Here is a 21,441-nt window from a genome sequence, read left to right on the forward strand (position 1 = left end):
ATATCCGGCGATCCCTTATGAATTGCATATTCCAATGCTTTACTCTATCACAAAACTCTTTACAACAGGCTCTGAATTGTCTGTACCCAGGGCAATTTCTACTTCATAAACACCGGCAGGCCATCCATTGTTTGGGATATTCAGACTTGATTGCATGTTGAAAGTTGTTCCGCCATCTGGGGTATTGATGGTTACAGCGTCAATTTTTATCCGGCTGTCGCCCTGATAATACCAGGTAAACGTAACAGGGGTTTCTGCAGGGGCGTTTTTTACAACAATTGAGCAATAAATAACCGGAGTTGAAGTGCCAAACATCGGGTTATCCTGTGGGCATTGATTATCGGTAACTGATTCACAAACTTTTACATCAGCTATATTTGCAGTTGACACATTGCAGCTGTTTAAAGTTACAATGATTCCCAATGCTATCAATAATAAAATGGTTGCCTTTTTCATTTTTTTTCGTTTTAAAAGTTAAGGATAGATGAATTGATTTGTTGTGAGAAAATAAAGTGAAGTGCTGAAAAAAACTGTCATCTCTTGTTGTCGTGCTTTTAATCCGGTATTTTTATGTTGCTCAAGTTTTAACTCAAGCAAATACAACAGGCAGTATGCAGTTTTAAACCATTGAAGGAAATCTCAGCATATTCATTATCAGATAAAATAAATGCCCCCGTCATAAATGAGTTTGGCAGGGGCTTTTATTGGGGTATTACTTTAACGTTATGGTTATACTTGCTGAAGTCATATTTCTTTTGAGGTTGGGATAAATGTAATATGTGCCTGGCTTTAAAATTGTACCAATGGGTTTTTCAAGATTGTAAAACTGGTGTACAATAGCATTGTCTTTCACAATCCAGAATCCTTCGCAATCTCCTGTTGCTGTTATTATCTTCATGTCTTTGGTAATCTTTACCGGAGTTGATTTTAGTTCTGCATTTTTTCCTGCATTACCTTTGTTTTGTGTGCCAGAAATGGTCACATTTTGTGCGTTGAGTGCTACAACCATGAGCATGATGCCCAATACAATCATAAGTTTTTTCATACTTGAGGTTTTTAGATTTACCAGCTAAGTTAAAATGCCACTCAAGCCAAAGTATGGCAAATGAGAAATTGCCGGACCCCTTTTAGTATTCGTGCAGGATGGTTTATTATACAAAGGAAAAATTGGTGAGGCAATTCACCTGTTCAGCCTAAAGGTGTCTTCCCATTTGTTGGATGAGCTGAATAATTTGTTCTTTTTTTCTGAAGGATACGGGAATGATTGAGCCATCTTTCATTCCCAGTGTGCCACCTTCTCTTTTATCAAAATGATCAATTTGCCTGATATTGATCAGATGCGATTGATGCACCCTGATAAAACCTGCATCAGCAAGCAATTCATCATATTCTTTCAGCGTGCGTGAAACCAATACCTTTTTGTGGTTGGTCAGGTGAAAAAGTGTGTAATTATTGTCAGATTGACAACGAACTATATCGGTAATATTGATCAAATGAATGGCTTCGGCAGTTTTAAGAACTATTTTATTGTCAGGGCTTTCGGGATTTGTATATGCATTTTTAAGTATTTCTATCTGTGAATTGGATGTTGAATTGGATGAATGTTTGTCCAGTTTTTCTATTGTTTGAACCAGGTCGTCAGGGATAACTGGTTTAACCAGGTAGTCCATGGCGCTGAATTTGAATGCTTTAATGGCGTAATCTTCGAATGCGGTTACAAATACAACCAGAAAATTACGTGATGTGAAATGGTCAAGGAGGTCAAAGCCACTGCCGTCACCGAGATGTATGTCAAGGAAAACCAGGTCGGGTTCGTACTCATTTATAACCTCAATGCCTGAAGTAACGCCATCGGCCTGAGCAATGATGTCAATATTTGGTGCATAAATTTTCAGAAGAAGGCCGAGTGCTTCACGCGCGCTTTTTTCGTCGTCGATGAGTATAGTTCTGAGCATATTATGAATAGTTTACAGGTATTTCAAACGTTACGCGGGTTCCTGATGCCTGATTGTTATTGTTGTACAAGTCCTCAATTTTGTATTGAATTTTCAGTTTGTGTTTTTTTCTGAGAAACTCAAGCCTCTCTTCGGTAATGCCAGTTCCGTAAGATTGATGAGTGCTATTTTCGGGTCTTATTTCTTTTGAACGGGCACGTCCAATGCCATTGTCTTCAATCAGGAATACTATATAATTTCCCCGGAGAGTCATTTGTAACAGGATGTGACCTGCATTTTCTTTTTTTGAGAGGCCATGTTCAACGGCATTTTCGATATATGGCTGAGCCAGCATAGGCGGAATTTTGGTTAAAGCACGATCAAGTTTCGGATCAATATCAATATGAAAAGTGAACTTGCCGGCAAACCTGATTTGCTGCAATCGCAGGTAATACTCAAGCAATTGAATTTCTTTTTCAAGCGTAATATATTCTTCTTTTGTGTTTTCAAGTATCAGGCGCATTAGTCTTGCAAATTCTGACAGGTACCGGCCTGCTTCTTTTTCGTCTTTTTTATAAATATATGCTTGTATGGCAACCAGCGCATTGAAAATAAAATGAGGATTTATCTGAGCCCTTAAAAGCAGGGTTTTGAGCTCGGTATTCTTTTCTCTGATTAAAATTCGTTGATATGTGCTTCTGATTATCAGTATAATAATGCTTAGCAAAATAACTGCACTCAGGATAATAAACCAGCTTTTTCTCCAGAATGGTGGCTGGATGGCGATATCAACAGATTTCATTCTGATGTCTTTCCAGTTGCTGTTGTCAATGGCAAGTTGAATTTCAAGTACGTATTTTCCAGCCGGAACATTGGTGTATCGTGCCTGTGTATTGCCTTTTTGCACGATATTCCAGTCGTTTTCCAGTCCTATTAATCTGTAACGGTAGCTGTATTCATTGCTTGATGCTAAATCAGAACTTGAAAATTCAACTGAGAAGTAATTTTCATCATATTGGAGGATGATTTGATGAACATCTGAAAGATCTGAAATCCGTGTTACACCTTTTACGCTGAGCTCTGTCAGAAATATGTCAGGTAGAAGGTTTGATTCAATCATGAGTTCAGGGTTAAAAATACATAACCCGCTTTTACTGCCAAACAGGATTCTTCCGTCATGCAACAAGGTGCCCGCTCTGAAATCCTCATTCATTTTTATGTGGGAGAGGGCTGGGAATGACATGCCATAATTCCATTGGGGATTAAAACTCAGAATACCCGATTCTGTTCCCAGCCAAAGCATGCCTGATTGATCCTGAATTATTTTGTAAACGTGGTTGCAGGCAAGACCCTTAAGATTGCCCCACACATTGAAGGTATTAAACCTGGGATCGTAACAAAAAAGACTGTCAGCTGCAATCCAAATCCGGCCTGATTTGTCTTCCAGAATGTCATAAATGGTTAATCCTTCAAAGGAGGTTTTTAGCTCAGGTTGGTTAAAAAAACGTTGGGAAGTGTCTTTCTCAGGATAATAAATATGCAGCCCCGACCGGGTAGTGCCTATCCAAACCTGGTTTTTACTATCTGTATATAAGCGTGTTATCAGACGCGAACTACCCGGGGCGTTTAATTTGTACATCAGATTTCTGCCAAAACTGTTCTTTTTCCGATCAAAAAGCTGAAGTCCTTTGGCGCCCCAGAATCCGACATAAAACTGTCCGCTCTTATCCTCTGCAAAATCATAGTACCAATCTTGCAGTCTGTTCATCGGATTGAACGTAAATAGCTCAAAATGATTCTTGTTTTTTCGTTTTCTGGCAAAGCCTTTTCCATCCCAAAGTCCGATGTAAAGGTCGCCATGGATGTCTTCATAAAAACAACTTACATTGTCGCAGGGTAAGGCTCCTGTGTAGGCATCTGATGAGCGGAAATGCTTTAAACTGTTGGTCTCCGGGTTGTATAAGTCTATGCCATGGTCCTTGTATCCAATCCATACATTTCCGGTTTTGTCGGTTAAGGCTGCGGTAACAAAGTTTGATGATAGTGTATGTTCATTCCCCGGTATATGATACAGGAAATCGGCTGCATTGTTGCTCTTTCTGAAGTATGAAAGTCCGTTGTTGGTTGCTATCCATATGGTACCGGTGCGATCGGCATATATTTTATTTACATAATTGTCGGGGATGGCATTGATATTATTGATGTCAGCAGTGTAATGTATCATTTTTTGTGTATGCAGTATGTACTGATACACACCATTGCCTGTGCCAAGCCAAATGCTGTTGTTGTCGGGCTGTATAATTGAAAATGTGGAAACGTTCAGAAATCGACTGAATGTTCTTTTTTCAGAATTGAACAAATAGGCTCCATCAATGCCTGAAACCCAAAAATTTCCTGATTTATCTTCAAAGAAACAGGAAATGTCGTCTGCGCGTTTTTTTTCTGGTTTTTCTCCTGCATCAATCTGAACGAGTTTATTCAGTTTTGTGTCGAGATAGTTGGGCGAAAGTCCCCGTCCGCCTACCCAGAGTATTCCTTTCTTGTCTCTGTATATCGAATGATAATAATAGTAAGGCTGCCATATAGCTGCATGTCTCCAGTATTGCAAACAAGCATAATTTTTTTTATTTAGTTTAATAAGATAACCGCTTTGTACTTCAATCCATAACAGCGAATCTCCTTCGGGCAGTATAGACCTGATGTGGCTTGCATCAATGTCTTGTATGTTGACAGGGACTTTAATAAATTGTTCTTTTTGCCTGTCATGGTAGCATAATCCCTGTTCTGTTCCAATCCAGAGTGTTCCGTTGTTGTCTTCTGCCAGACAGGTTACTGCACCTCCGGGCAAGCTGCCGGGTTTGTCAGATTGGTGCTGATAGGATTTCATTTTAATGCCATCGAAGCGGTTAAGTCCCTGTAAGGTACCTATCCACAGAAAGTTATGATGGTCCTGAATGATGTCAATAATCTGGTTATGTGTTAATCCGTCATTGGTTGTAAGTGTTCTGAAATGCGCGTAGGGATTTTCCTGTATGGAAATAACAGCCGGATTCTGACAGGCGGCCTCTCTTGCTATGAGCGCCAAAAGCAAAAGGAAAAAAGTTTCAAATTGCCTGGTAATTAATGATATGCGGTTTTTTGTTGTCAATGTATTTCTGGTGTGTTGATAGTTGTTCTTCTTGATGGGAGGCAGATTTTACTACTACGGCATTTTAAGTAAATTGATATAGCCCGTGAAATTGAATCTGAAGGCCCGAAACTACCCATGTCACGAAAATGGAAACCGGGATGTTTTTTGCCTGGTTAATTTGCTGGTTTCGTGTTTGACCAAAGTAGTTTTTCAAAAATACTGACAAAGTTCATTACATGCAAATCTTGGTGACCTCCATTATGTTCATTGATGGTTTATGGACTGTTATAAACCCCAAGAAATTTTAACACAGCCAGATATTATAGCCATACACAAGGTTGAAAATACCTACACTCCATTGGGCCAGCTTAAACAGAAGAAAATAACGGAAGGTACCACTATCCTTCAAACCATAGATTATACTTACAACATTCGTGGAGTATCTTTACGATGCAAACGGCAACCTGATAAAAGATGCTAACAAAGGAATTATTGAAATAAACTACAACTTTCTGAACTTGCCAGGTGAATTAGAATTTACGGGTAACAAAAGATTATCATACCTTTACAATGCGAATGGTAACAAAATAAGGCAGGATGTAATTCTTGCAAACTTATTAGACAAGCGCACTGATTTTATCTCTAACGTTGTCTTTATCAGCAACACTCCAGCATGGATTAATTTTGACGAGGGAAGGGTAATTATAAACCAAGGTGCAGTGTATTATTTTACGGAAACCCACCTTACTTCTCAGCCCCGCCCTCTTCCCGACTATTCGGGAAGAGGGCAGGGGGAGGTGCAGCAGGATGAAATGAACCTGGGGTGGTTGGATTATGGGGCGAGGTTTTATGACCCGTAATTGGGGAGATGGCATATTGTTGACCCAAGTGCAGAGAAATATTCTTTTTGGAGTCCATATAATTATGCGTTTAATAATCCTTTAAATGTAATTGACCCAAATGGGTGTGACGGTATTTCAGTTGTCGATTGTTATATCTTTTATGGAATTGAATGTTTTTACCGGTTTTATGGTGATTGAAAGCGGTTTATATCACCGGCCAGCTCGGGTGTATAAAAAAAGCACCCCTGGTAAGAGGTGCTTTTTACTTGAAGCGTTTTATTAAAATTACCTGAGAGGAAAATAGCTTGTTCCGCTATAAGTTCCGTTAATCCAGTCAACACGGTAATGAGTAGGGCAATCGTCTCCTGAAACGGGTTCGTTGTTGCTGTTATAGCCGAAGGTAATTGTGGCACTTTTTTCAGCAGCCGGAATCTGGTGGACTTTGATGCCTGAAACAGGATTCCAATCGCACGTTTCCCTGTAAACCACTGATTGTGTAATCTGAGTGTAAAATTCTTCACCTTTTCGGTTTAATCCCCAGCTTACAAGGTTGCTGTAGTCGCCAGCAGTGCCAAATCCATCAACAGTCATCAATAATTCTCCGCGTGCGCCGGTATAGGTGCGCTGACGTGCAAAATACCACTCGCGTGTAGAACCGTTGTCAAATGTAATAGACATATGGCCATTTACCCTGTGGATAAGTGATGTAAAGCCATTGTGCCCTAGCATAAAGATAGCGCCTCCGCTTACATTTGTAAAAGTTTTTGAACCGTTCAGGATAGTGGTTTTGTTGTTTGAAACTCTGGTAACTGTGTAGTTAATATATTTGATATTTACACTTGCACCTTCCATACACCAGAATGTTCCGACTGCTTTTTTGATTTCAACCTGGCCGGTTCTGAAAAGTCTGCCGTTACATGTAAGTCCATTATATGTTATGAAAATAGTAATTGTATCATTGACGACAGAAGTTGAATCAATGGTAGCATTACATGGTAACCTGTCGGTCGATTTGAAATCACTTCCACTAAAACTCAGTACACCTTCAACATCCTGAAGGGCATCATTGGTAATTTCTTCAACATTAATGTCGTCATTGGAGAGCTCGGTTAACGAAGCAGCATCATTGGTTCCTTCTTCTAACTTGTCTTTCTGGCAACCGGTTAAGGTTAGTCCGGTTAAGGTTAGCATAAAAGCTGCAGTGCGCAATAGGTTACGTGTTTTCATCGTCATTGGGTTAAAGTTTATTGATTTCATTTCTTTCGTTTACAACGTAATTCTTAATCTTTATTCGTTGTGTACAAATAATACACGCAATTGCTTTTTTACCCTTACGGGTTTTCAAAAAAAAATGTAATGCCGGTTGATTTTTGTTTTTGTGAGGCTTAAGGTTTAGTTTCTATTTATAGTTTGGGTTTGTATTCATTGTAACTCCGGCAATTTCAGTTTTTTGTATAACAGCGCAAATGCCAAAATAACCCATGCCATTTCCGCTCAGATTGGTTGGCAGGTTGGCAGGGGCAGTATTGAACAAGCCTCCCTGCCAGGTAGTTTCTGATAAAAGGGCTCTGAGGTATGCTGCATGCTCCGTTGTGAGTGAGTATTTTCGCTCGGTGATTGTTGTGCCCGATGGAAATCTGATGCTTTCCATCTCTGGCGCAAAAATCTGGCTGACATCAATGGTCGGCAATGAATAGTACAATAACCGGGCATGTGTTTCATCATACGTTTGGTTCTCATAACCCGCCACTGCCGACCAGTCGAGTAGTATTTCATACATGGCCGGGCGCAGGGCATTGAATGGATTGGCAACCCAGGTAATTTTATATAAGCGGGAATCCTTGTCCAATGTATATCTCAAAAAAATAAACTCAGTGCCAACGGCCATTCGTGCTTTGGATGTAACTATTTTATTTTCGTAAGATATCAGCAAAGAGTATTCTCTATTGATTTTGGCAGCAAAAAGGTCATTTGAAAGATAAGTCCCGGGGTTTTCCTGATCTTCATGAAAATAGTAAATCTTATCATTGGAGCTGACTACAAGACTTGCTCCGGAAACAACTGCAGGGCTGTCATTGTCAAATGTGTATGGTTTAGTCAGTTTAATTTGCTGAATTTTGTTCTCATTGGTAATCAATCCGTCAACAACGATGTAATTTGAGTCGTTTGTATGCAAAGTCCAGCTTGTTTCCTTTTCGCAGGAAACAAGGCTAAGTAGTAAACAAAGGAGCGCTGTCAGCTTTTTCATCTCTGGTTTGTCAACTTTATTAAAATCTGAAAGTGTAGTTTATTGAAGGAATTGCTCCCGCAACTGAAATGGTTGTTGGGATAATTTCGTAGTTCCCGTTTATATCTGATGGTACATAAAAGTTGCCGTTGTCGTCCATTATTTTGTTAAAGTTTGCTGAAAATGGATTACTCCGTCCGTAAAGATTGTATACCGAAAGAACAATACTTTGTTTGAAGCGGCTTTCAGGTTTACTTATTTTATAGCTTATGGCTATGTCCATTCTGTGATAATCGGGCAAACGGTCGTTGTTTTTTTTACCATAAACAGGAACCTGATATCCATTATAATCAATAAAGGCTATTGGAGTGGTGATGGCTGAACCTGTCATGTATATCCAGTTTGCCGACAAGTCCCAATGCTGGCCTACCGGAAAAGAAATGCTCACAAAAAGGTTGTGAGGCCGGTCATATCCGGCCGCAAATTCTTTAGAGTTGTTGATGCCCTCAATTGTTTTATATGCCCGGGTGTAAGTGTATCCAACCCATCCATTCAGTTTTCCCTTGTTTTTACGAAGCAGAAATTCAAGTCCGTATGACCGGGCTTTGCCAAATCTGAGCTCACCTTCAATCAGTGGATTGAATAGCATATTGGCGTGATCTTTATAGTCAATCTGATTGTAAAATATTTTGTAGAATGTTTCAAGGGTCAGGTATAACCCATTTTTATTGAGAGTCTTCAGATATCCCAGCGTAAATTGGTTTGCATGCTGGGGTTTGATGTTGGGCCCGGCAGGAGCCCAAACTTCAAGTGAAGTAAACGGACTGGTTGAGTTGGAGAGCATTTGCAGGTATTGTGCTGTACGGCTATATCCGGCTCTGAGTGATGAGTTTTTGCCTGTCAGCAAGTTCATATTGAATCGCGGTTCAAAATTCAGATATGGTGAATAATAACGACCTGATGCCACCTGAAGTGTGTCATAAACAATATGATTGGGATCGAAAAAGAATACAGACGTCGGGCCAAAATTAAACCATGAACTTATCCTCATTCCATAGGCGAATGAAAGCCGGCTGCCTATATTTTGATTGAGACTCATATACATATTTAAACCCAATGAATTGTATAATGCCATTTCGGCTTTGTAACGCTGTTGTTTGTCGCCTGAAACATTTAAATTGCCCGGGTTTGAGTGGTGCGTGTTGAGCTCAATTCCTGTTTTGAATGTGTTTGCCGGATTTATATAATAAGTAAGATCAGTCTTCAGCGTTTTATTGTTGATTGATGAGTGCCAGTAGTCGTCCTGCTCGCGCGAAACAAACAAGTAGTAGTTGTACTGGCTGAAAATGGCGGTTGTGTTTGAAAATAACTTATTGCTATACAGGTGATTCCATCTGATTGTTGCAGTGGTATTGTCCCAGTTGATTCCAAAAGTGTGCAGCGACCCGTTTGTAACCCTGCTAAAAATGTCATTTCCTCTGAAGGCTGTGATGAAAAGCCTGTTTTTGGAGTTGATTTTGATATTTATTTTGAAGTTAAAGTCGTAAAAATTAATGGAGAAGGTGTTGCTGTTCAAACTTCGGTTATTCAGCCAGTTCATGTTAGATTTTCTGGCCGACAAGATAAAGGAGCTTTTTTCTTTCAAAATCGGGCCCTCAACTGTCAGATCGGAAGTGTAAACGCCCAGATTACCGGAAAAGCCCAGCCTGTTAAAGTTTCCGTCTTTGGCCCTTACATCCACCACTGATGAAAGCCGGCCTCCGAAAGATGCCGGAAAATCACCTTTATAGGCTTTTATATCCTTGATAGCATCGGGGGCGAGTGCTGAGAAAAAGCCAAATAAGTGTGCCGGATTAAAAATGGGTGCTTCATCAATCAGCAACAGATTCTGGTCGCTGTTTCCGCCCCGGACGTAATAAAAACTTGAACCGTCGCCAAAGGCATTAAAGCCCGGGATGGCCTGAATTGATTTTACTACATCAATGTTGCCGGCAAAACCAGGCATTTGCTTAAGCATGAGTGATGTAATGTTAAAATTGCCTGATGCTCCGGTTTTTAAATGCTGAATATCTTCTTCGGGAGCTGTTATTTCAACCTCACGCATACGGATGTGTGATTCGTGCAGATTAACCTGCACTGTTTTATCCTGATTCAGGTTGATATTTATAGCTTTTGTCTGGTAGCCCAGCAGCGAAAAATACATCTGGTACTTGCCTTGGGCAAGGGTAATGGAGAAGAAACCATATCCGTTGGTTGATGTTCCCTTGCCCGATATTTTATCATAAATATTCGCACCAATCATCACTTCGCCGCTCAGGCTGTCGCGCACGTAACCGCTTATGGTGTAATACGTTGTCTTCTCTTGATTGGACTTGCCCTCGTCTGGTAGAGTTTTGTTGATTTTCAGGATAATTTGATTCTCAGTTTCAAAATATCTGATGTTCAGAGGTGGTAATATTTCGTCAAGGACGAACCTTGCCGTTTTGTTTTCAAATGAAATATTGATTTTCTGGTTAACAGGAATCGATTGTGGATTATATGAGAAATGCAGTCCTGTTTGCTGACTGATTTCAGAAAGTATTTCACTCAGTGGCATGCTGGCTGATGCAATGGAGATTTTTTGGTCCAGATTCTGAGCTTGCAGTGTAAAACCAGCAGCCAGTAAAATGGCTGTTGTGAAAAGTACTTTGAATATAAAAACTTTAACCTTCAAAGAGATATTTGGTTTTATAAAGTGTTTATTGTGAGGTGTTTGTATGGTTTTTGCAATGCCTGATTGCGCCTGCATGTAAAGTCTTGGCTGTTTTAGTTAATTGCATCCTTTGCCACCCAGCAGAATCAAGCCGTTTTCTTGTTTTATTTCAATATCCAGCGTAGCCTGAATTACATGAAGAACCGATGTAAGAGATTGGTTGTCAAAAACAGCTGTTAGCCGGCAGTTTGCAAGTTGTTGGTTTTCAAGTTTTATTGGTTTTTGAAATACTTTTTCCAGCGTTGCAGCTACATTGTCGAGCCCCGAATTGTTAAATGTAATTACCCCGGTTTTCCATGCCATGTAATTGGGGTCCAAATTTGGAGTTGTAACTATTTTCTTCTCAATAGTGGATATTTCTGCCTGCTCACCCGGCTTAAGTATAACTTTTTCAGAAATGTTGTCATTAAAATATAATGAAACCTTTCCGGTGGTAAGTATTACCTGAATGGTGTTTTTGCCTGAAGTGGTGTTTACATTGAAGGAAGTGCCCAAGACCTCAATCCGCGCGTCATTTCCAGCCACAATGAATGGCCGGTTTGTATCATGAACCACGTTAAAGTATGCCTCGCCCTCTAATTTTACAAATCTGTTTTTTTTATTGAAGTCAGCGTTATATTCAATCATTGACCCTTTGTAGAGATGAATGACTGAGCCGTCAGGCAATATCTGTTCCAGATTTCCTTTTTCAGCTGTGACAATAACTTTTGAAGAGAAGATGTTTAAATAAAAAAGTGCAGCTGCAATGCTTAGTAAAGTGAGAATGCCTGCCGCAACTTTCCACGACTTGAAAAAAGTGATAAGAACACCCTTCCGATGTAATTTTTGATGGAATGGGCGTGATGATGCAGAATCAAGTTTTGCAGAAAGTTCGTTCCATTCATCATTCAGATTTACACCCGAAGCAATAGAGTCTTTGACAGTAAGGGCCCAGGTTTTGCGATATTCTTCAAATAATTGCAGGTGATCTTTGTCTTCAGTCAACCACACTGATAGCAATTCCATATCTTCAGGCGATATTTCGCCTGCAAAATAGGCCGCAATCAACTCTTCGTAATAGGTGGTTTCCCTTTTCATAGCATTTTTCTGTTAATAATACACCGTTTTCGGGCTTTACCCTTAGTCGTTTTTTTAATTATTGTTGATGATTAATTCCTGAATAAGAGGCTGAATGATGAGAAGTGCTGCCGGAAAAGCCAACACATAACCAGCAAGTTTTTCACGCATATGCTGCAGGGCTTTCGACATTTGTGCTTCCACTGTTTTTACCGAAATATTCAGTTTTTCAGCAATTTCCTGATATTTCAGATTCTCATAACGGCTTAGCAGAAATATTTCACGGCATTTTTCGGGAAGTTCGGCAATGGCTTTCTGAATGGTTTGATGAAGCTCTTGCACAACCAGTGCGTCGGTGTCTGGTTGATGGCTGACTTCCAGCAAATCTTCAATCTGCATAAGGTTTTTGTTGAATTTGCGATTGTCGCGCAGGTAATTATGACACCGGTTGTGGACAGAAGTAGTAAGATATGATTTCACCGAACGCGTTACATCCACAGAGGCCCTTTTTTCCCAGAGAGAGATGAAGGAATCCTGAACAATTTCTTTTGCAGTTTCAAGGTCTTTAACATACTTTACTGCAAAGAAGCAAAGCCCTTTGTATTCATTACGAAAAAGTGTTTCAAAAGCTTCTTTGTCGAACAACATCTGGTATCAGTAGTTTGCCTTGTTTTACAAAAGTAAGGTTTTCGCAATCATGGTCAACGTATTTTGATTGTAACGCTTTGCCGGGAAAAATGTTGCAGATTTTGTTCAAAGCAGAATCTGATAATCTGTGTTGAATAGTTCACTTATCTTTGCCTGAAATATAAACGCAGATGAATTTCAATACATTAATTACTCAGCGTCAGAGTGTTCGCCGATATGCAACAACTCAGGTTGAAGACGAAAAATTAAACATGTGCCTCGAAGCTGCCCGTTTGGCTCCTTCGGCCAGCAACTCCCAGCCCTGGCGATTTGTGGTAGTCACTGATGAACCGCTTCGTACACAAGTGGCAAAAGCCACATTTTCTGATGTTCAGTTGATTAACAAATTTACCCTTCAGGCTCCGGTAATGATAGCGATAGTTATGGAAAAAGCCCGGCTTATCACACGGTTGGCCATGATGGTGAAGAAAAAAGAATGGCCTTTGATTGATATTGGAATTGCGGCAGAGCACTTTTGTTTGCAGGCAGCCGAAGTTGGTTTGGGAACATGTATGCTTGGCTGGTTTGATGAAAAGAAAATTCAAAAGCTGCTTAATATTCCTGGAGATAAATCAATTGCACTGCTCATAAGCGTTGGATATGCAGAGGATGGCTACAAATTGCGTTTAAAAACCAGAAAAAGCCTTGATGAAATAGTCAATTATAACGTTTATAAAGATTCGGATTAAATGAAATTAGCCTTTCGCGAGTAACTCACGAAAGGCTTGTGTTCTACTTTTGGGATATCCTGAAAACGAACCATACCACCGCTGAAAAAATAAAAATAACAAATCCATACAATGGAGCCAGAAGTGAAACTTTTATTCCTCCGGCTATCAGTGAAGGTGAAATGTCGCTGAATTCTGATAAAATGCCGAGCATTTGCATCATGCCGGTAATTTGCCCCAACAGTCCCCATAAAAAAGCCAAACTGCCCAAAAAAAGAATGGCTTCAGTTCGTTTGGCATAATTTGCAGGCTTTGTTGTATTTATTTGGGCTCTTCGATAGGCCTGCATGCCCGAGAGGAGAATTATACCTATGGCCAGTAAGTAAATCGGAAGCATAAACCATATACCTCCTTCAATCAAATGTTTGTACAACATGGTTTAGATTTTAGGTGAATAATGAGCCAATATTAGCGCTGAATATGATTCTCTGAAAACTATTTAGGCCAACGGCCAGTATTAACCCCCGAACTGCAAAATAACCTCCTTTTTCATTATAATCTGTCGTTAAGGGCGAAAAACAAGTTGTTTGCCGAAATTCTCCAGACTGTATTTTGCCCTGTTGTCAAATGGATATATCTTTGGCTCAGGCCATGGAAAATAATAATCAACTCATTACCCTTATTTCAAAACATCCTAAAGTCTGGCAGTTGCTCTATTGGTTGCTGGCGGCTCTGGTGTTGTTTTTTGTTTTTACCAATAATGGTACCAGATTGAATATCAGAGTTATGCTGGTGCTTTCATTGATTCTAATGAGTTTTAGTCTGGCTTATTTTATAAATTACTATCTGATTCCCCGTTTTTTGTTTACGGGTAAATATTTCAGATTTTTTTATTTATCGGCTTTTGCCATTGTTCTTTCAGTTTGGATTAACTACTTATCAGTCCTGACTATTATCTGGTATCAGGTTCTTACAGTGCCTCAATCAGGGTTGCCGGGGAACGATGATGTAATTTTATTGATATCAGGAAATTATCTGATTATTTTGCTCGCAGCATTTATACATTTTCTAAAGGAAGCCTTCCGGAAGTCGGTTGAATCTGAACGCATTGGCAGACAAAAAGCTGAAGCTGAATTAAAGTTAAAGGAAGTAAGGCTACGTATGCTGCAGGGGCAGCTTCATCCCCATTTTTTGTTTAATATGCTGAATAATCTTTATGGTTTATGGATGGAAAATTCAGCTGCTACACCTGATGTTATCCTGAAATTGTCGTCAATGCTGGATTTTATGCTTTATGAATGTAATCAGACAAAAATTTCATTAGGCAAAGAGATCAGGTTGATACGCGATTTTATCGATCTGGAAATACTCAGGCATGATACCCGATTGTTTTGCGATATTAAGTTACCCGAAGCGAATCATGGTCCACAGGTTGCACCCTTGATTTTCTTTACTTTCATCGAAAATGCATTTAAACATGGTGTTGATAAAACTTCAGGTGAGAGTTTTGTAAAGGTTGCGATGTCTCTCAAAGGTTATTCAGTAGAAATGATTGTGGAGAATAGTGTTACCGGTAGCTGCCAGCCTTTGTCAGCAAATGGTGGAACAGGGATTGGACTCATGAATGTAAATGAGCGTTTAAATTTGCTTTATCCGGGAAAGTATTCGTTGAAAATTGAATGTATAAATGGTGTTTTCAGCGTTTGCATCGAATTGTTTACTGATTAGCTGACAACTGCATGGAAAATAAAACTACCTGTGTTATTATAGATGATGAGCCTATTGCCATCAGGGTGATAAAATCGCATCTTGAAAAAATAGAAGGCTTTGTTCTTTTAGGTGGATTTACCGATGCTCTTGCTGCTTTAAAGGTGCTGAGTCATGAACAGGTTGATCTGTTGTTTCTTGATATTCAAATGCCTGGATTGAATGGAATTTCCTTTCTCAAGTCAATGCAGCACCCGCCTGCAGTCATTTTTACTACGGCTTACCGCGATTATGCTGCTGATGCTTTTGAAGTTGATGCCATTGATTATTTACTCAAACCGGTATCATTCGAAAGGTTTCTGAAAGCTATCAACAAGTTTACAGAAAAAGTGAAGCAGGTTTCAGACGATGATGGCATGACAGAGCCTGCTTTAAAGGATTTCATCATCCTGAAATCAGATAAGAAAAATTACAAAGTGCCTTTAGATGATATTCAATACATTGAAAGCCTGGATGACTATATTAAGGTTCATACTATTCACAAAATGCTGGTGTGTTATCAGCGTTTATCAGCCCTTGAAACAATGCTGAATAGTTCCCGGTTTGTGCGCATACACCGTGCTTTTATCATCAATGTTAAATACGTAAGTATGTTTACAAGCCATTCCGTTGAAATCAATGGCAAGCAAATTCCTATCGGACGTATTTATCGTGAACAGGCAAAAAAGAGCCTGACATAAGGTTCAAGTCGTAAAAAACCATTCACATTTATTGCAGTTTTTTCACTCCTCATGGTGCAGGTGTTTTTTTTTGAAAACGCGGCATTATCATTCTGAAAAAGAAGGATTTAATTAACCGCTTTTTTGATGGTAATGGCTTGCTGAATTTTTGTAACTTTGCAGGTCTGGGAATTTTACTGAATACTCCTGAATTTATTTCTCAGTTCATTACTTAAAGCCGCATAATTGCATTAAAAGATAATATATTTATATGCCTAAAAAAGAAGAAAGATGTTCGTTTTGTGGTCGTCCGCGAAGTGAAACCAATATGCTTATAGCAGGCCTGGATGCTCACATTTGTGATTATTGTGTAGATCAGGCTTCTGATATTTTACGCGAAGAGATTAAATCATCAGGCACAGGCAAAGATTTCTCGAAGGTAAAATTGCATAAACCTGCTGAAATCAAGCAATACCTCGATCAGTATGTAATTGGCCAGGATGATGCTAAAAAAGTATTGTCGGTAGCAGTATACAATCATTATAAGCGTATTGGACAGGCTGTTGCCAAAGATGATGTTGAAATTGAAAAGTCCAATATTATTCTTGTCGGGGAAACCGGTACGGGAAAAACACTGCTGGCCCGCACCATCGCCAAGCTGCTGCATGTGCCTTTTTGCATTGCTGATGCCACTGTGCTGACAGAAGCAGGATATGTGGGTGAAGATGTAGAAAGTATCCTTTCCAGATTGCTCCAGGCTTCTGATTATGATGTGGCTGCAGCTGAAAAAGGGATTGTTTTTATTGATGAAATTGATAAAATTGCCCGTAAGAGTGATAATCCAAGCATTACTCGCGATGTTTCGGGTGAAGGCGTGCAACAGGCGATGCTTAAATTGTTGGAAGGCTCCATTGTGAATGTTCCCCCGCAAGGAGGTCGTAAGCATCCCGAACAGAAAATGATTCAGATTAATACGCATAATATCCTTTTTATTGCAGGAGGAGCTTTTGATGGTATTGAGAAGAAAATAGCTTCACGCATGCAAACCAATGTGATTGGCTATTCATCGGGTAATGATCTTGAAGTGGTTGACCGCAGCAATCTTTTGCAATATATAGCGCCTCAGGATTTAAAAAGCTTTGGCCTGATTCCTGAATTGGTGGGCCGTTTGCCGGTATTAACTTATCTGAGCCCGCTTGATGCCAAAGTATTGAGGCAGATTCTTACTGAACCGCGAAATTCGCTGGTAAAACAGTTTGTTAGGCTTTTCGAAATGGATGGCATTAAGCTTACTTTCAATGAGCAGGTATATGAATACATCGTTGAAAAGGCAATTGAATTTAAGCTGGGCGCCCGCGGACTTCGTTCTATTATGGAGGCCATTCTGATTGACGCCATGTATGAACTGCCTTCCAATCAGGATACACTTGAACTGAAAATTACACGTCAGTACGCAGAAGAGAAGCTCCGAAAAGCCAATATGACCCGGCTTAAAGTTGCTTAGCTTTTAATTCCGTATTGATTTATTACGGAGCTAAAACAAAAAATAAAGTGTTGCGTTTTATCAATCGGCATTGTATTTGTATTCTTCATTGACGGTATCATTTAGCAACAATGGCATGAAACGCCTTTTTCTTATATTGCTTTTCTCAGCTGGACTGATTACATCCGCAATATCTCAATCTTATGATGTGATAATAGCGCGGGCAAAAATTGTAGATGGAGACACCATTCCCATGATGAGTTTGCCCGAAGTCAGGATTAAAGGATTTATTATTTACCGTACTCCCTCTGATCAACGGCGTTTCGACCGCCTGGTCAGGAATGTTAAAAAAGTGTATCCTTATGCAAAACTGGCTGGTATTAAACTCAATGAGTATGATGCGATGATGGCCGGACTTGATGAAAAGGAGCAAAGAAAATTATACAAACGTGCTGAGGAGGAACTAAAAGCTCAATTTGGCGAAGAACTGAAAGGACTTACTTTTACACAAGGACGTATTTTGCTAAAGTTGGTTGATCGTGAAACAGGAAACCCTACCTATCATATAGTTAAAGAGCTTAGGGGAAGTTTTGTTGCTTTTTTCTGGCAGAATCTGAGTCGGCTTTTTGGTTATAATCTGAAGGAAAAGTATGATCCGCAAGGCAAGGACAGAGATATCGAAACTATTGTTCAGATGATTGAAAATGGATTAATTTAAGTTTAAGACGCAAAATATGGCTTTGCTTAAGCTTCTGCCTTTTTCGAATAGAATAAGCCTGACATGGACCACTTTATGATGATAATGGAGCATAAAAATATCTAATCAACAACAAAAAAGCCGGTTTTAACCGGCTTTTTTGTTGTTGGGGATGCCCAATTTTATCTTACTCTATGGTATTTGAATGAACTGTCATTCAAGATATCGGCAAGCCATTCATATGAACCATCTGAATAAACGATAGCCAATTCAGGGTAAGTCTCATTGTATTCAGTATCGGTGTACATTCTGAACTCAATATCACCTATTTTGGCGTTAATTCCGGTATGGCTTAATTCCATATCCAGCTGGTTGTTCAGGAAGTTCAAATCATAGGAGCCCTGGTTCATATCAACTTCATCCATGTGGTTTTGAATAGCAGCCATATTCATCCAGCCTTCAGCTTTAAGCGGAGTAACTGTTTGGCTGCCAATGGCTTTTGTTAATTCTGTCATGTCAGAAGAATAATGCAGATCCCAATCGTATGCCATCAGCACGTTTCCTGATTCTTTAAATGTAAGAGATGTGTTGAAATCAGTGCCGCTGCCACTCAGGCTGGTTTGAAATTCATAAGGAGCCATATTCATACTGGCAGTCATCCCTGTTGGAAATCCACTGTCGTCATACGATGCAGTATAAGTCATGGTCATTTGACTTACATCGTCAAGCTTCAGGGCAACACTTACATTTGTAGGAACCATTTCCTCGTAAGTTTCTGTTACCCATGTCTGCATATACTCATCATAATAAGTTTCAGTATAAGAGATGGTTTTGTAAGAGAGGTTGTCAAGCAAAAGAACTGCATTGTTTTGCTGGGCAGCATATGCAGCTTCGTCGGCAGGGAATGTTAATTGCAATGATGTTGTACTGTTTTCAACCAACTCAAAGTCATCCAATAAGAAATTAAAACGATAAATGCCAAAATCGCCAACTTCGTTAGCTCCTTTTTCAGCGGAATTATGGCGGAACGCTGATTTTACTTTAGCAAGGTGAAGTTTCCCTGAATTGAAAGCCAGATTTTTGAGATTTGACTTCCAGTCGCCATTGTCCATTAATTGGGTCAGAAAATCGAGTGAAACCATAGCTGGCTTATTCATCATACTTTCCATTTCAACTGAAATGGATTGGCTCGCAGTTCTTAATTCTGTTTTCGCCTCTGAGGCTGAAATCTCTTTCTTTTTCTCGTCTTTACCACATCCTGAAAATAAGATTATGGAAGAAAGAAAAACAAACGCGGCAAGGTGTCTTGTCTTCATTTTTTTGGTTGGTTTTGGTTGGTTTAATATTTCTTTAGCAAAGATATTAAAATTGCGTAAAAATCCAAATATCTGTTATGAATTCTCAATTTCTGACGACCTTTGCACTTATGAAAGCAGGCAATAAGATAAAAGTAATTATGCAACGATCAGAATTTGTTTTATTTAATCTCGTTCTTCTACTGTTTGCGTTTATGGGTATTCATGGATGTACAGGCATATCTGACACTGCTAATGCCGAACAAATAGTGGTGGGCTCGGTTTTAAAAGCTAATAGTGACACCATTGAACTGAAAAGGGGAGATATTCTGGTGCGGCCTAATTTAAACCTTTTGCCGGGCTCATCGTTTGTGGCAAATGGTAAAAATTTCGGTCATGCTGCTTTGGTGGTCAAGGGGTATAAACATACAAATGTTGATAGCCTGCTTGCCGGTGCAGTCATTGTGGAGTCAATTGCCAAAGATGTTCCTGCTGCATTTCAGGTGCGCGAAATCAACGCAATGGTGTCCAGTCGGATGGAAGCTTTTGATAATCATAATTTTGGCAATTCATATGTCTCGAACCGATACCGTTTGCGGCTGCAGTTACATAAAACTCAGGTTGACAGTATTGTTGATTTTGCGTTATCCCAGAAGGGGAAGTTGTCTTCATGGAATGCTTCCAAGTATTTTCCTGTAGCTCAGGAGCAGCAAACTGTTGCCGGAGGTTTGATAAAAAATGAAACCTGGTATTGCTCATTGCTTGTTTGGCAGTCGTTTTTGAATGTTACCGGAATTGATTTAGACCCAAACGGGGGGTATATGGTTTATCCAAATGACTTAATCAACAGTCCTTATTTTGATCAACTTCCTGAGGGAGAAGGACGCATAAGATTTTAATGGTTTTTCAGATGCCCGGCGCTTTATTAATTGAAATTAATGGGGCATGGTGGTCTTCATGTTAAGAATTTTCCTGACAGAGAATAATAAATCTTCCAGATTTTCGGTGCTGCCATCGTTATAATACATGATGAGATTTACACGCGAGCGGCCGGGTGCCTGCGCCAGTTTTACCTGACCAAGTTCAAACCCCTCTTCATCACTTAGCGTGATTTTTGTGTTTTTATTGAAGTCATTGAAGAAGTTTTCTGAAATTTTATCGGAAAAACAAAAGCCGGATGTCATTTCCACTTTTATCGGAAATACTTCCAACTCTATATTTTTGGCATCGTAAGCCAGTGAATTTGATAAAGTTTTCTTTACGTCTGACTTTATTCCCGCTTTAATAAGCAAGCGGCCAGCTTCACTCAGTTTAAATTTCAATTCTATGTTTGACTTTTTTCTTCTGAAAGTGGTTGTCATCTGAATTTCAGCCTTTATTCTTCCGGCATCAACAGTAAAATCAGATGTTGCCGGAATCCCATGCTTAAATTTGGTATGAAGTGTGATTTTCCCGATTGAGTGGTTGTTCTGATAAATTTCAGCATCCAGGTTGTCGGGGAAAACCATTCCCAAATCAGTGAGTGTTTCATGGAAGCTTTTTACTATAAGCTTATACGATTTTGACTGGTTTTTGGGGTTTTTGTATAGAATTATCAGGGAGTCAGAATCGGAAATTTTTTCAGGCAGGCTGTCGGTTGAATGGTACTCATATACTCCGTTGGCCCGTTTCATGTTAAAAGTGGATAACCCTGAACCGGCTATGGTGTCGTTTGATGTGATAAATGGCAATTGAATGCCGGGCAATCTGCGTATAAGCATCAACGCTTCAAAGGCCTCTGTGTCAGCAAGGCGTTTGGTAATTTGAATCATTTCATAGTCAAATGCCTTGAGTGCTTTTTTACTTTGGTCAAGCGTGGCTTTGCGACGCGAACATCCTGATAATAAAACAACAACCAACAGGCAGAGAAGTAGAATGGGGCTGTTTGGTTTTATTTTAAAACTAAGCATAAGCCTGTGCGATTGATTTTGAAAAGGTTTGATTGCATCTGTCAAGCTATTTTCACTTTAGTGCCAAATTTTTGATTGTACGGACTTCGAAATTTAGCAGGAGACCATTCACAATCTTTCGTTTTAAAATTTCTGATTGAAATTAAAGCAGGACAGCCATATGTAAGATGGGTAACACTTAAAAAGATGAATTTTCAGTCAGGCTAAAATAACATCATTTAAAGATGATATAAAACTATATCCGGCATTCAGACTGTTTGTATATTATCTAATACCTGCATTACTTTAACTGGCG

General features: G+C 39.5%; 19 protein-coding genes. 7 read left to right on the plus strand and 12 right to left on the minus strand.

The features are described from left to right. Window positions 1–39 precede the first annotated feature (39 nt). From H6541_10295 to H6541_10310, 4 genes are all read right to left on the minus strand, one after another. Window positions 40–456: a hypothetical protein gene (locus H6541_10295; GenBank protein ID MCB9016173.1), complete on the minus strand. Its 417-nt coding sequence runs from the start codon at window positions 454–456 to the stop codon at window positions 40–42. Between the two features lie 256 nt (window positions 457–712). Beyond that, the gene (locus H6541_10300; GenBank protein ID MCB9016174.1) at window positions 713–1,045 is read right to left on the minus strand and encodes a hypothetical protein; all 333 of its coding nucleotides are present in this window, start codon (window positions 1,043–1,045) and stop codon (window positions 713–715) included. A 148-nt stretch (window positions 1,046–1,193) separates the two neighbouring features. Then, window positions 1,194–1,955: a response regulator transcription factor gene (locus tag H6541_10305; protein MCB9016175.1), complete on the minus strand. Its 762-nt coding sequence runs from the start codon at window positions 1,953–1,955 to the stop codon at window positions 1,194–1,196. A gap of 1 nt (window position 1,956) precedes the next feature. Next, a complete protein-coding gene (locus tag H6541_10310; protein ID MCB9016176.1) occupies window positions 1,957–5,082 on the minus strand; it encodes a histidine kinase in 3,126 nt (1,041 codons plus the stop codon). A 416-nt stretch (window positions 5,083–5,498) separates the two neighbouring features. Here H6541_10310 and H6541_10315 point away from each other — a divergent pair, with 416 nt between their 5' ends. Next, window positions 5,499–5,924 (plus strand): hypothetical protein, encoded by a 426-nt coding sequence (locus H6541_10315; GenBank protein MCB9016177.1) that lies wholly within the window; start codon window positions 5,499–5,501, stop codon window positions 5,922–5,924. Between the two features lie 267 nt (window positions 5,925–6,191). Here the strand turns inward: H6541_10315 and H6541_10320 are convergent, their stop codons facing one another. The 5 genes from H6541_10320 to H6541_10340 form a co-directional block, all read right to left on the minus strand. Continuing rightward, a complete protein-coding gene (locus H6541_10320; protein ID MCB9016178.1) occupies window positions 6,192–7,133 on the minus strand; it encodes a hypothetical protein in 942 nt (313 codons plus the stop codon). Window positions 7,134–7,305: 172 nt separating this feature from the next. Beyond that, entirely contained in the window at window positions 7,306–8,154 is an 849-nt protein-coding gene (locus H6541_10325; GenBank protein MCB9016179.1) for a DUF4249 family protein, read from the minus strand. A gap of 19 nt (window positions 8,155–8,173) precedes the next feature. After that, window positions 8,174–10,921: a TonB-dependent receptor gene (locus H6541_10330; GenBank protein MCB9016180.1), complete on the minus strand. Its 2,748-nt coding sequence runs from the start codon at window positions 10,919–10,921 to the stop codon at window positions 8,174–8,176. A gap of 21 nt (window positions 10,922–10,942) precedes the next feature. Continuing rightward, the gene (locus H6541_10335; protein ID MCB9016181.1) at window positions 10,943–11,962 is read right to left on the minus strand and encodes a FecR domain-containing protein; all 1,020 of its coding nucleotides are present in this window, start codon (window positions 11,960–11,962) and stop codon (window positions 10,943–10,945) included. Between the two features lie 54 nt (window positions 11,963–12,016). Continuing rightward, complete coding sequence (locus H6541_10340) at window positions 12,017–12,589, minus strand: RNA polymerase sigma-70 factor (GenBank protein MCB9016182.1); 573 nt, start codon at window positions 12,587–12,589, stop codon at window positions 12,017–12,019. A 170-nt stretch (window positions 12,590–12,759) separates the two neighbouring features. Between H6541_10340 and H6541_10345 the strand changes: the two genes are divergently transcribed. Beyond that, window positions 12,760–13,317 carry a nitroreductase family protein gene (locus H6541_10345; protein MCB9016183.1) on the plus strand — a complete coding sequence of 186 codons (558 nt, stop codon included), beginning with the start codon at window positions 12,760–12,762 and terminating at the stop codon, window positions 13,315–13,317. Between the two features lie 43 nt (window positions 13,318–13,360). Here H6541_10345 and H6541_10350 read toward each other — a convergent pair whose 3' ends face one another. After that, window positions 13,361–13,732, minus strand: a complete 372-nt coding sequence (locus tag H6541_10350; protein ID MCB9016184.1) for a MotA/TolQ/ExbB proton channel family protein — start codon at window positions 13,730–13,732, stop codon at window positions 13,361–13,363. Between the two features lie 191 nt (window positions 13,733–13,923). Between H6541_10350 and H6541_10355 the strand changes: the two genes are divergently transcribed. The 4 genes from H6541_10355 to H6541_10370 all read left to right on the plus strand — a co-directional run bounded on the left by H6541_10355 (window position 13,924) and on the right by H6541_10370 (window position 17,923). Continuing rightward, window positions 13,924–15,024, plus strand: a complete 1,101-nt coding sequence (locus tag H6541_10355) for a histidine kinase (protein ID MCB9016185.1) — start codon at window positions 13,924–13,926, stop codon at window positions 15,022–15,024. A gap of 11 nt (window positions 15,025–15,035) precedes the next feature. Beyond that, the gene (locus H6541_10360; GenBank protein MCB9016186.1) at window positions 15,036–15,743 is read left to right on the plus strand and encodes a response regulator transcription factor; all 708 of its coding nucleotides are present in this window, start codon (window positions 15,036–15,038) and stop codon (window positions 15,741–15,743) included. 244 nt (window positions 15,744–15,987) lie between these two features. Then, window positions 15,988–17,226, plus strand: a complete 1,239-nt coding sequence (gene clpX / locus H6541_10365) for an ATP-dependent Clp protease ATP-binding subunit ClpX (GenBank protein MCB9016187.1) — start codon at window positions 15,988–15,990, stop codon at window positions 17,224–17,226. Between the two features lie 115 nt (window positions 17,227–17,341). Further along, on the plus strand, window positions 17,342–17,923 hold the full coding sequence (locus H6541_10370) for a DUF4294 domain-containing protein (GenBank protein ID MCB9016188.1): 582 nt from the start codon (window positions 17,342–17,344) through the stop codon (window positions 17,921–17,923). A 161-nt stretch (window positions 17,924–18,084) separates the two neighbouring features. On the opposite strand, the gene H6541_10375 is transcribed toward H6541_10370, so the two are convergent. Continuing rightward, a complete protein-coding gene (locus H6541_10375) occupies window positions 18,085–19,218 on the minus strand; it encodes a hypothetical protein (protein ID MCB9016189.1) in 1,134 nt (377 codons plus the stop codon). Window positions 19,219–19,295: 77 nt separating this feature from the next. Between H6541_10375 and H6541_10380 the strand changes: the two genes are divergently transcribed. Then, window positions 19,296–20,096, plus strand: coding sequence for a hypothetical protein (locus tag H6541_10380; protein MCB9016190.1), 801 nt, complete (start codon window positions 19,296–19,298; stop codon window positions 20,094–20,096). 36 nt (window positions 20,097–20,132) lie between these two features. Here the strand turns inward: H6541_10380 and H6541_10385 are convergent, their stop codons facing one another. After that, a complete protein-coding gene (locus H6541_10385; GenBank protein MCB9016191.1) occupies window positions 20,133–21,146 on the minus strand; it encodes a hypothetical protein in 1,014 nt (337 codons plus the stop codon). Between the last annotated feature and the right edge of the window lie 295 nt (window positions 21,147–21,441).

The organism is Lentimicrobiaceae bacterium (assembly GCA_020636745.1).
Taxonomy (GTDB): Bacteria; Bacteroidota; Bacteroidia; order Bacteroidales; family Lentimicrobiaceae; genus Lentimicrobium.

Excerpts from the sequence above, each read along its gene's own strand:
- H6541_10370 (MCB9016188.1), top strand. The coding sequence starts at position 17,342 with ATGAAACGCCTTTTTCTTATATTGCTTTTCTCAGCTGGACTGATTACA.
- H6541_10340 (MCB9016182.1), bottom strand. The coding sequence starts at position 12,589 with ATGTTGTTCGACAAAGAAGCTTTTGAAACACTTTTTCGTAATGAATAC.
- H6541_10320 (MCB9016178.1), bottom strand. The coding sequence starts at position 7,133 with ATGAAAACACGTAACCTATTGCGCACTGCAGCTTTTATGCTAACCTTA.
- H6541_10375 (MCB9016189.1), bottom strand. The coding sequence starts at position 19,218 with ATGAAGACAAGACACCTTGCCGCGTTTGTTTTTCTTTCTTCCATAATC.
- H6541_10360 (MCB9016186.1), top strand. The coding sequence starts at position 15,036 with ATGGAAAATAAAACTACCTGTGTTATTATAGATGATGAGCCTATTGCC.
- H6541_10330 (MCB9016180.1), bottom strand. The coding sequence starts at position 10,921 with ATGCAGGCGCAATCAGGCATTGCAAAAACCATACAAACACCTCACAAT.
- H6541_10305 (MCB9016175.1), bottom strand. The coding sequence starts at position 1,955 with ATGCTCAGAACTATACTCATCGACGACGAAAAAAGCGCGCGTGAAGCA.
- H6541_10350 (MCB9016184.1), bottom strand. The coding sequence starts at position 13,732 with ATGTTGTACAAACATTTGATTGAAGGAGGTATATGGTTTATGCTTCCG.
- H6541_10335 (MCB9016181.1), bottom strand. The coding sequence starts at position 11,962 with ATGAAAAGGGAAACCACCTATTACGAAGAGTTGATTGCGGCCTATTTT.
- H6541_10325 (MCB9016179.1), bottom strand. The coding sequence starts at position 8,154 with ATGAAAAAGCTGACAGCGCTCCTTTGTTTACTACTTAGCCTTGTTTCC.
- H6541_10295 (MCB9016173.1), bottom strand. The coding sequence starts at position 456 with ATGAAAAAGGCAACCATTTTATTATTGATAGCATTGGGAATCATTGTA.
- H6541_10385 (MCB9016191.1), bottom strand. The coding sequence starts at position 21,146 with ATGCTTAGTTTTAAAATAAAACCAAACAGCCCCATTCTACTTCTCTGC.
- H6541_10345 (MCB9016183.1), top strand. The coding sequence starts at position 12,760 with ATGAATTTCAATACATTAATTACTCAGCGTCAGAGTGTTCGCCGATAT.
- H6541_10380 (MCB9016190.1), top strand. The coding sequence starts at position 19,296 with ATGAATTCTCAATTTCTGACGACCTTTGCACTTATGAAAGCAGGCAAT.
- H6541_10300 (MCB9016174.1), bottom strand. The coding sequence starts at position 1,045 with ATGAAAAAACTTATGATTGTATTGGGCATCATGCTCATGGTTGTAGCA.
- H6541_10355 (MCB9016185.1), top strand. The coding sequence starts at position 13,924 with ATGGATATATCTTTGGCTCAGGCCATGGAAAATAATAATCAACTCATT.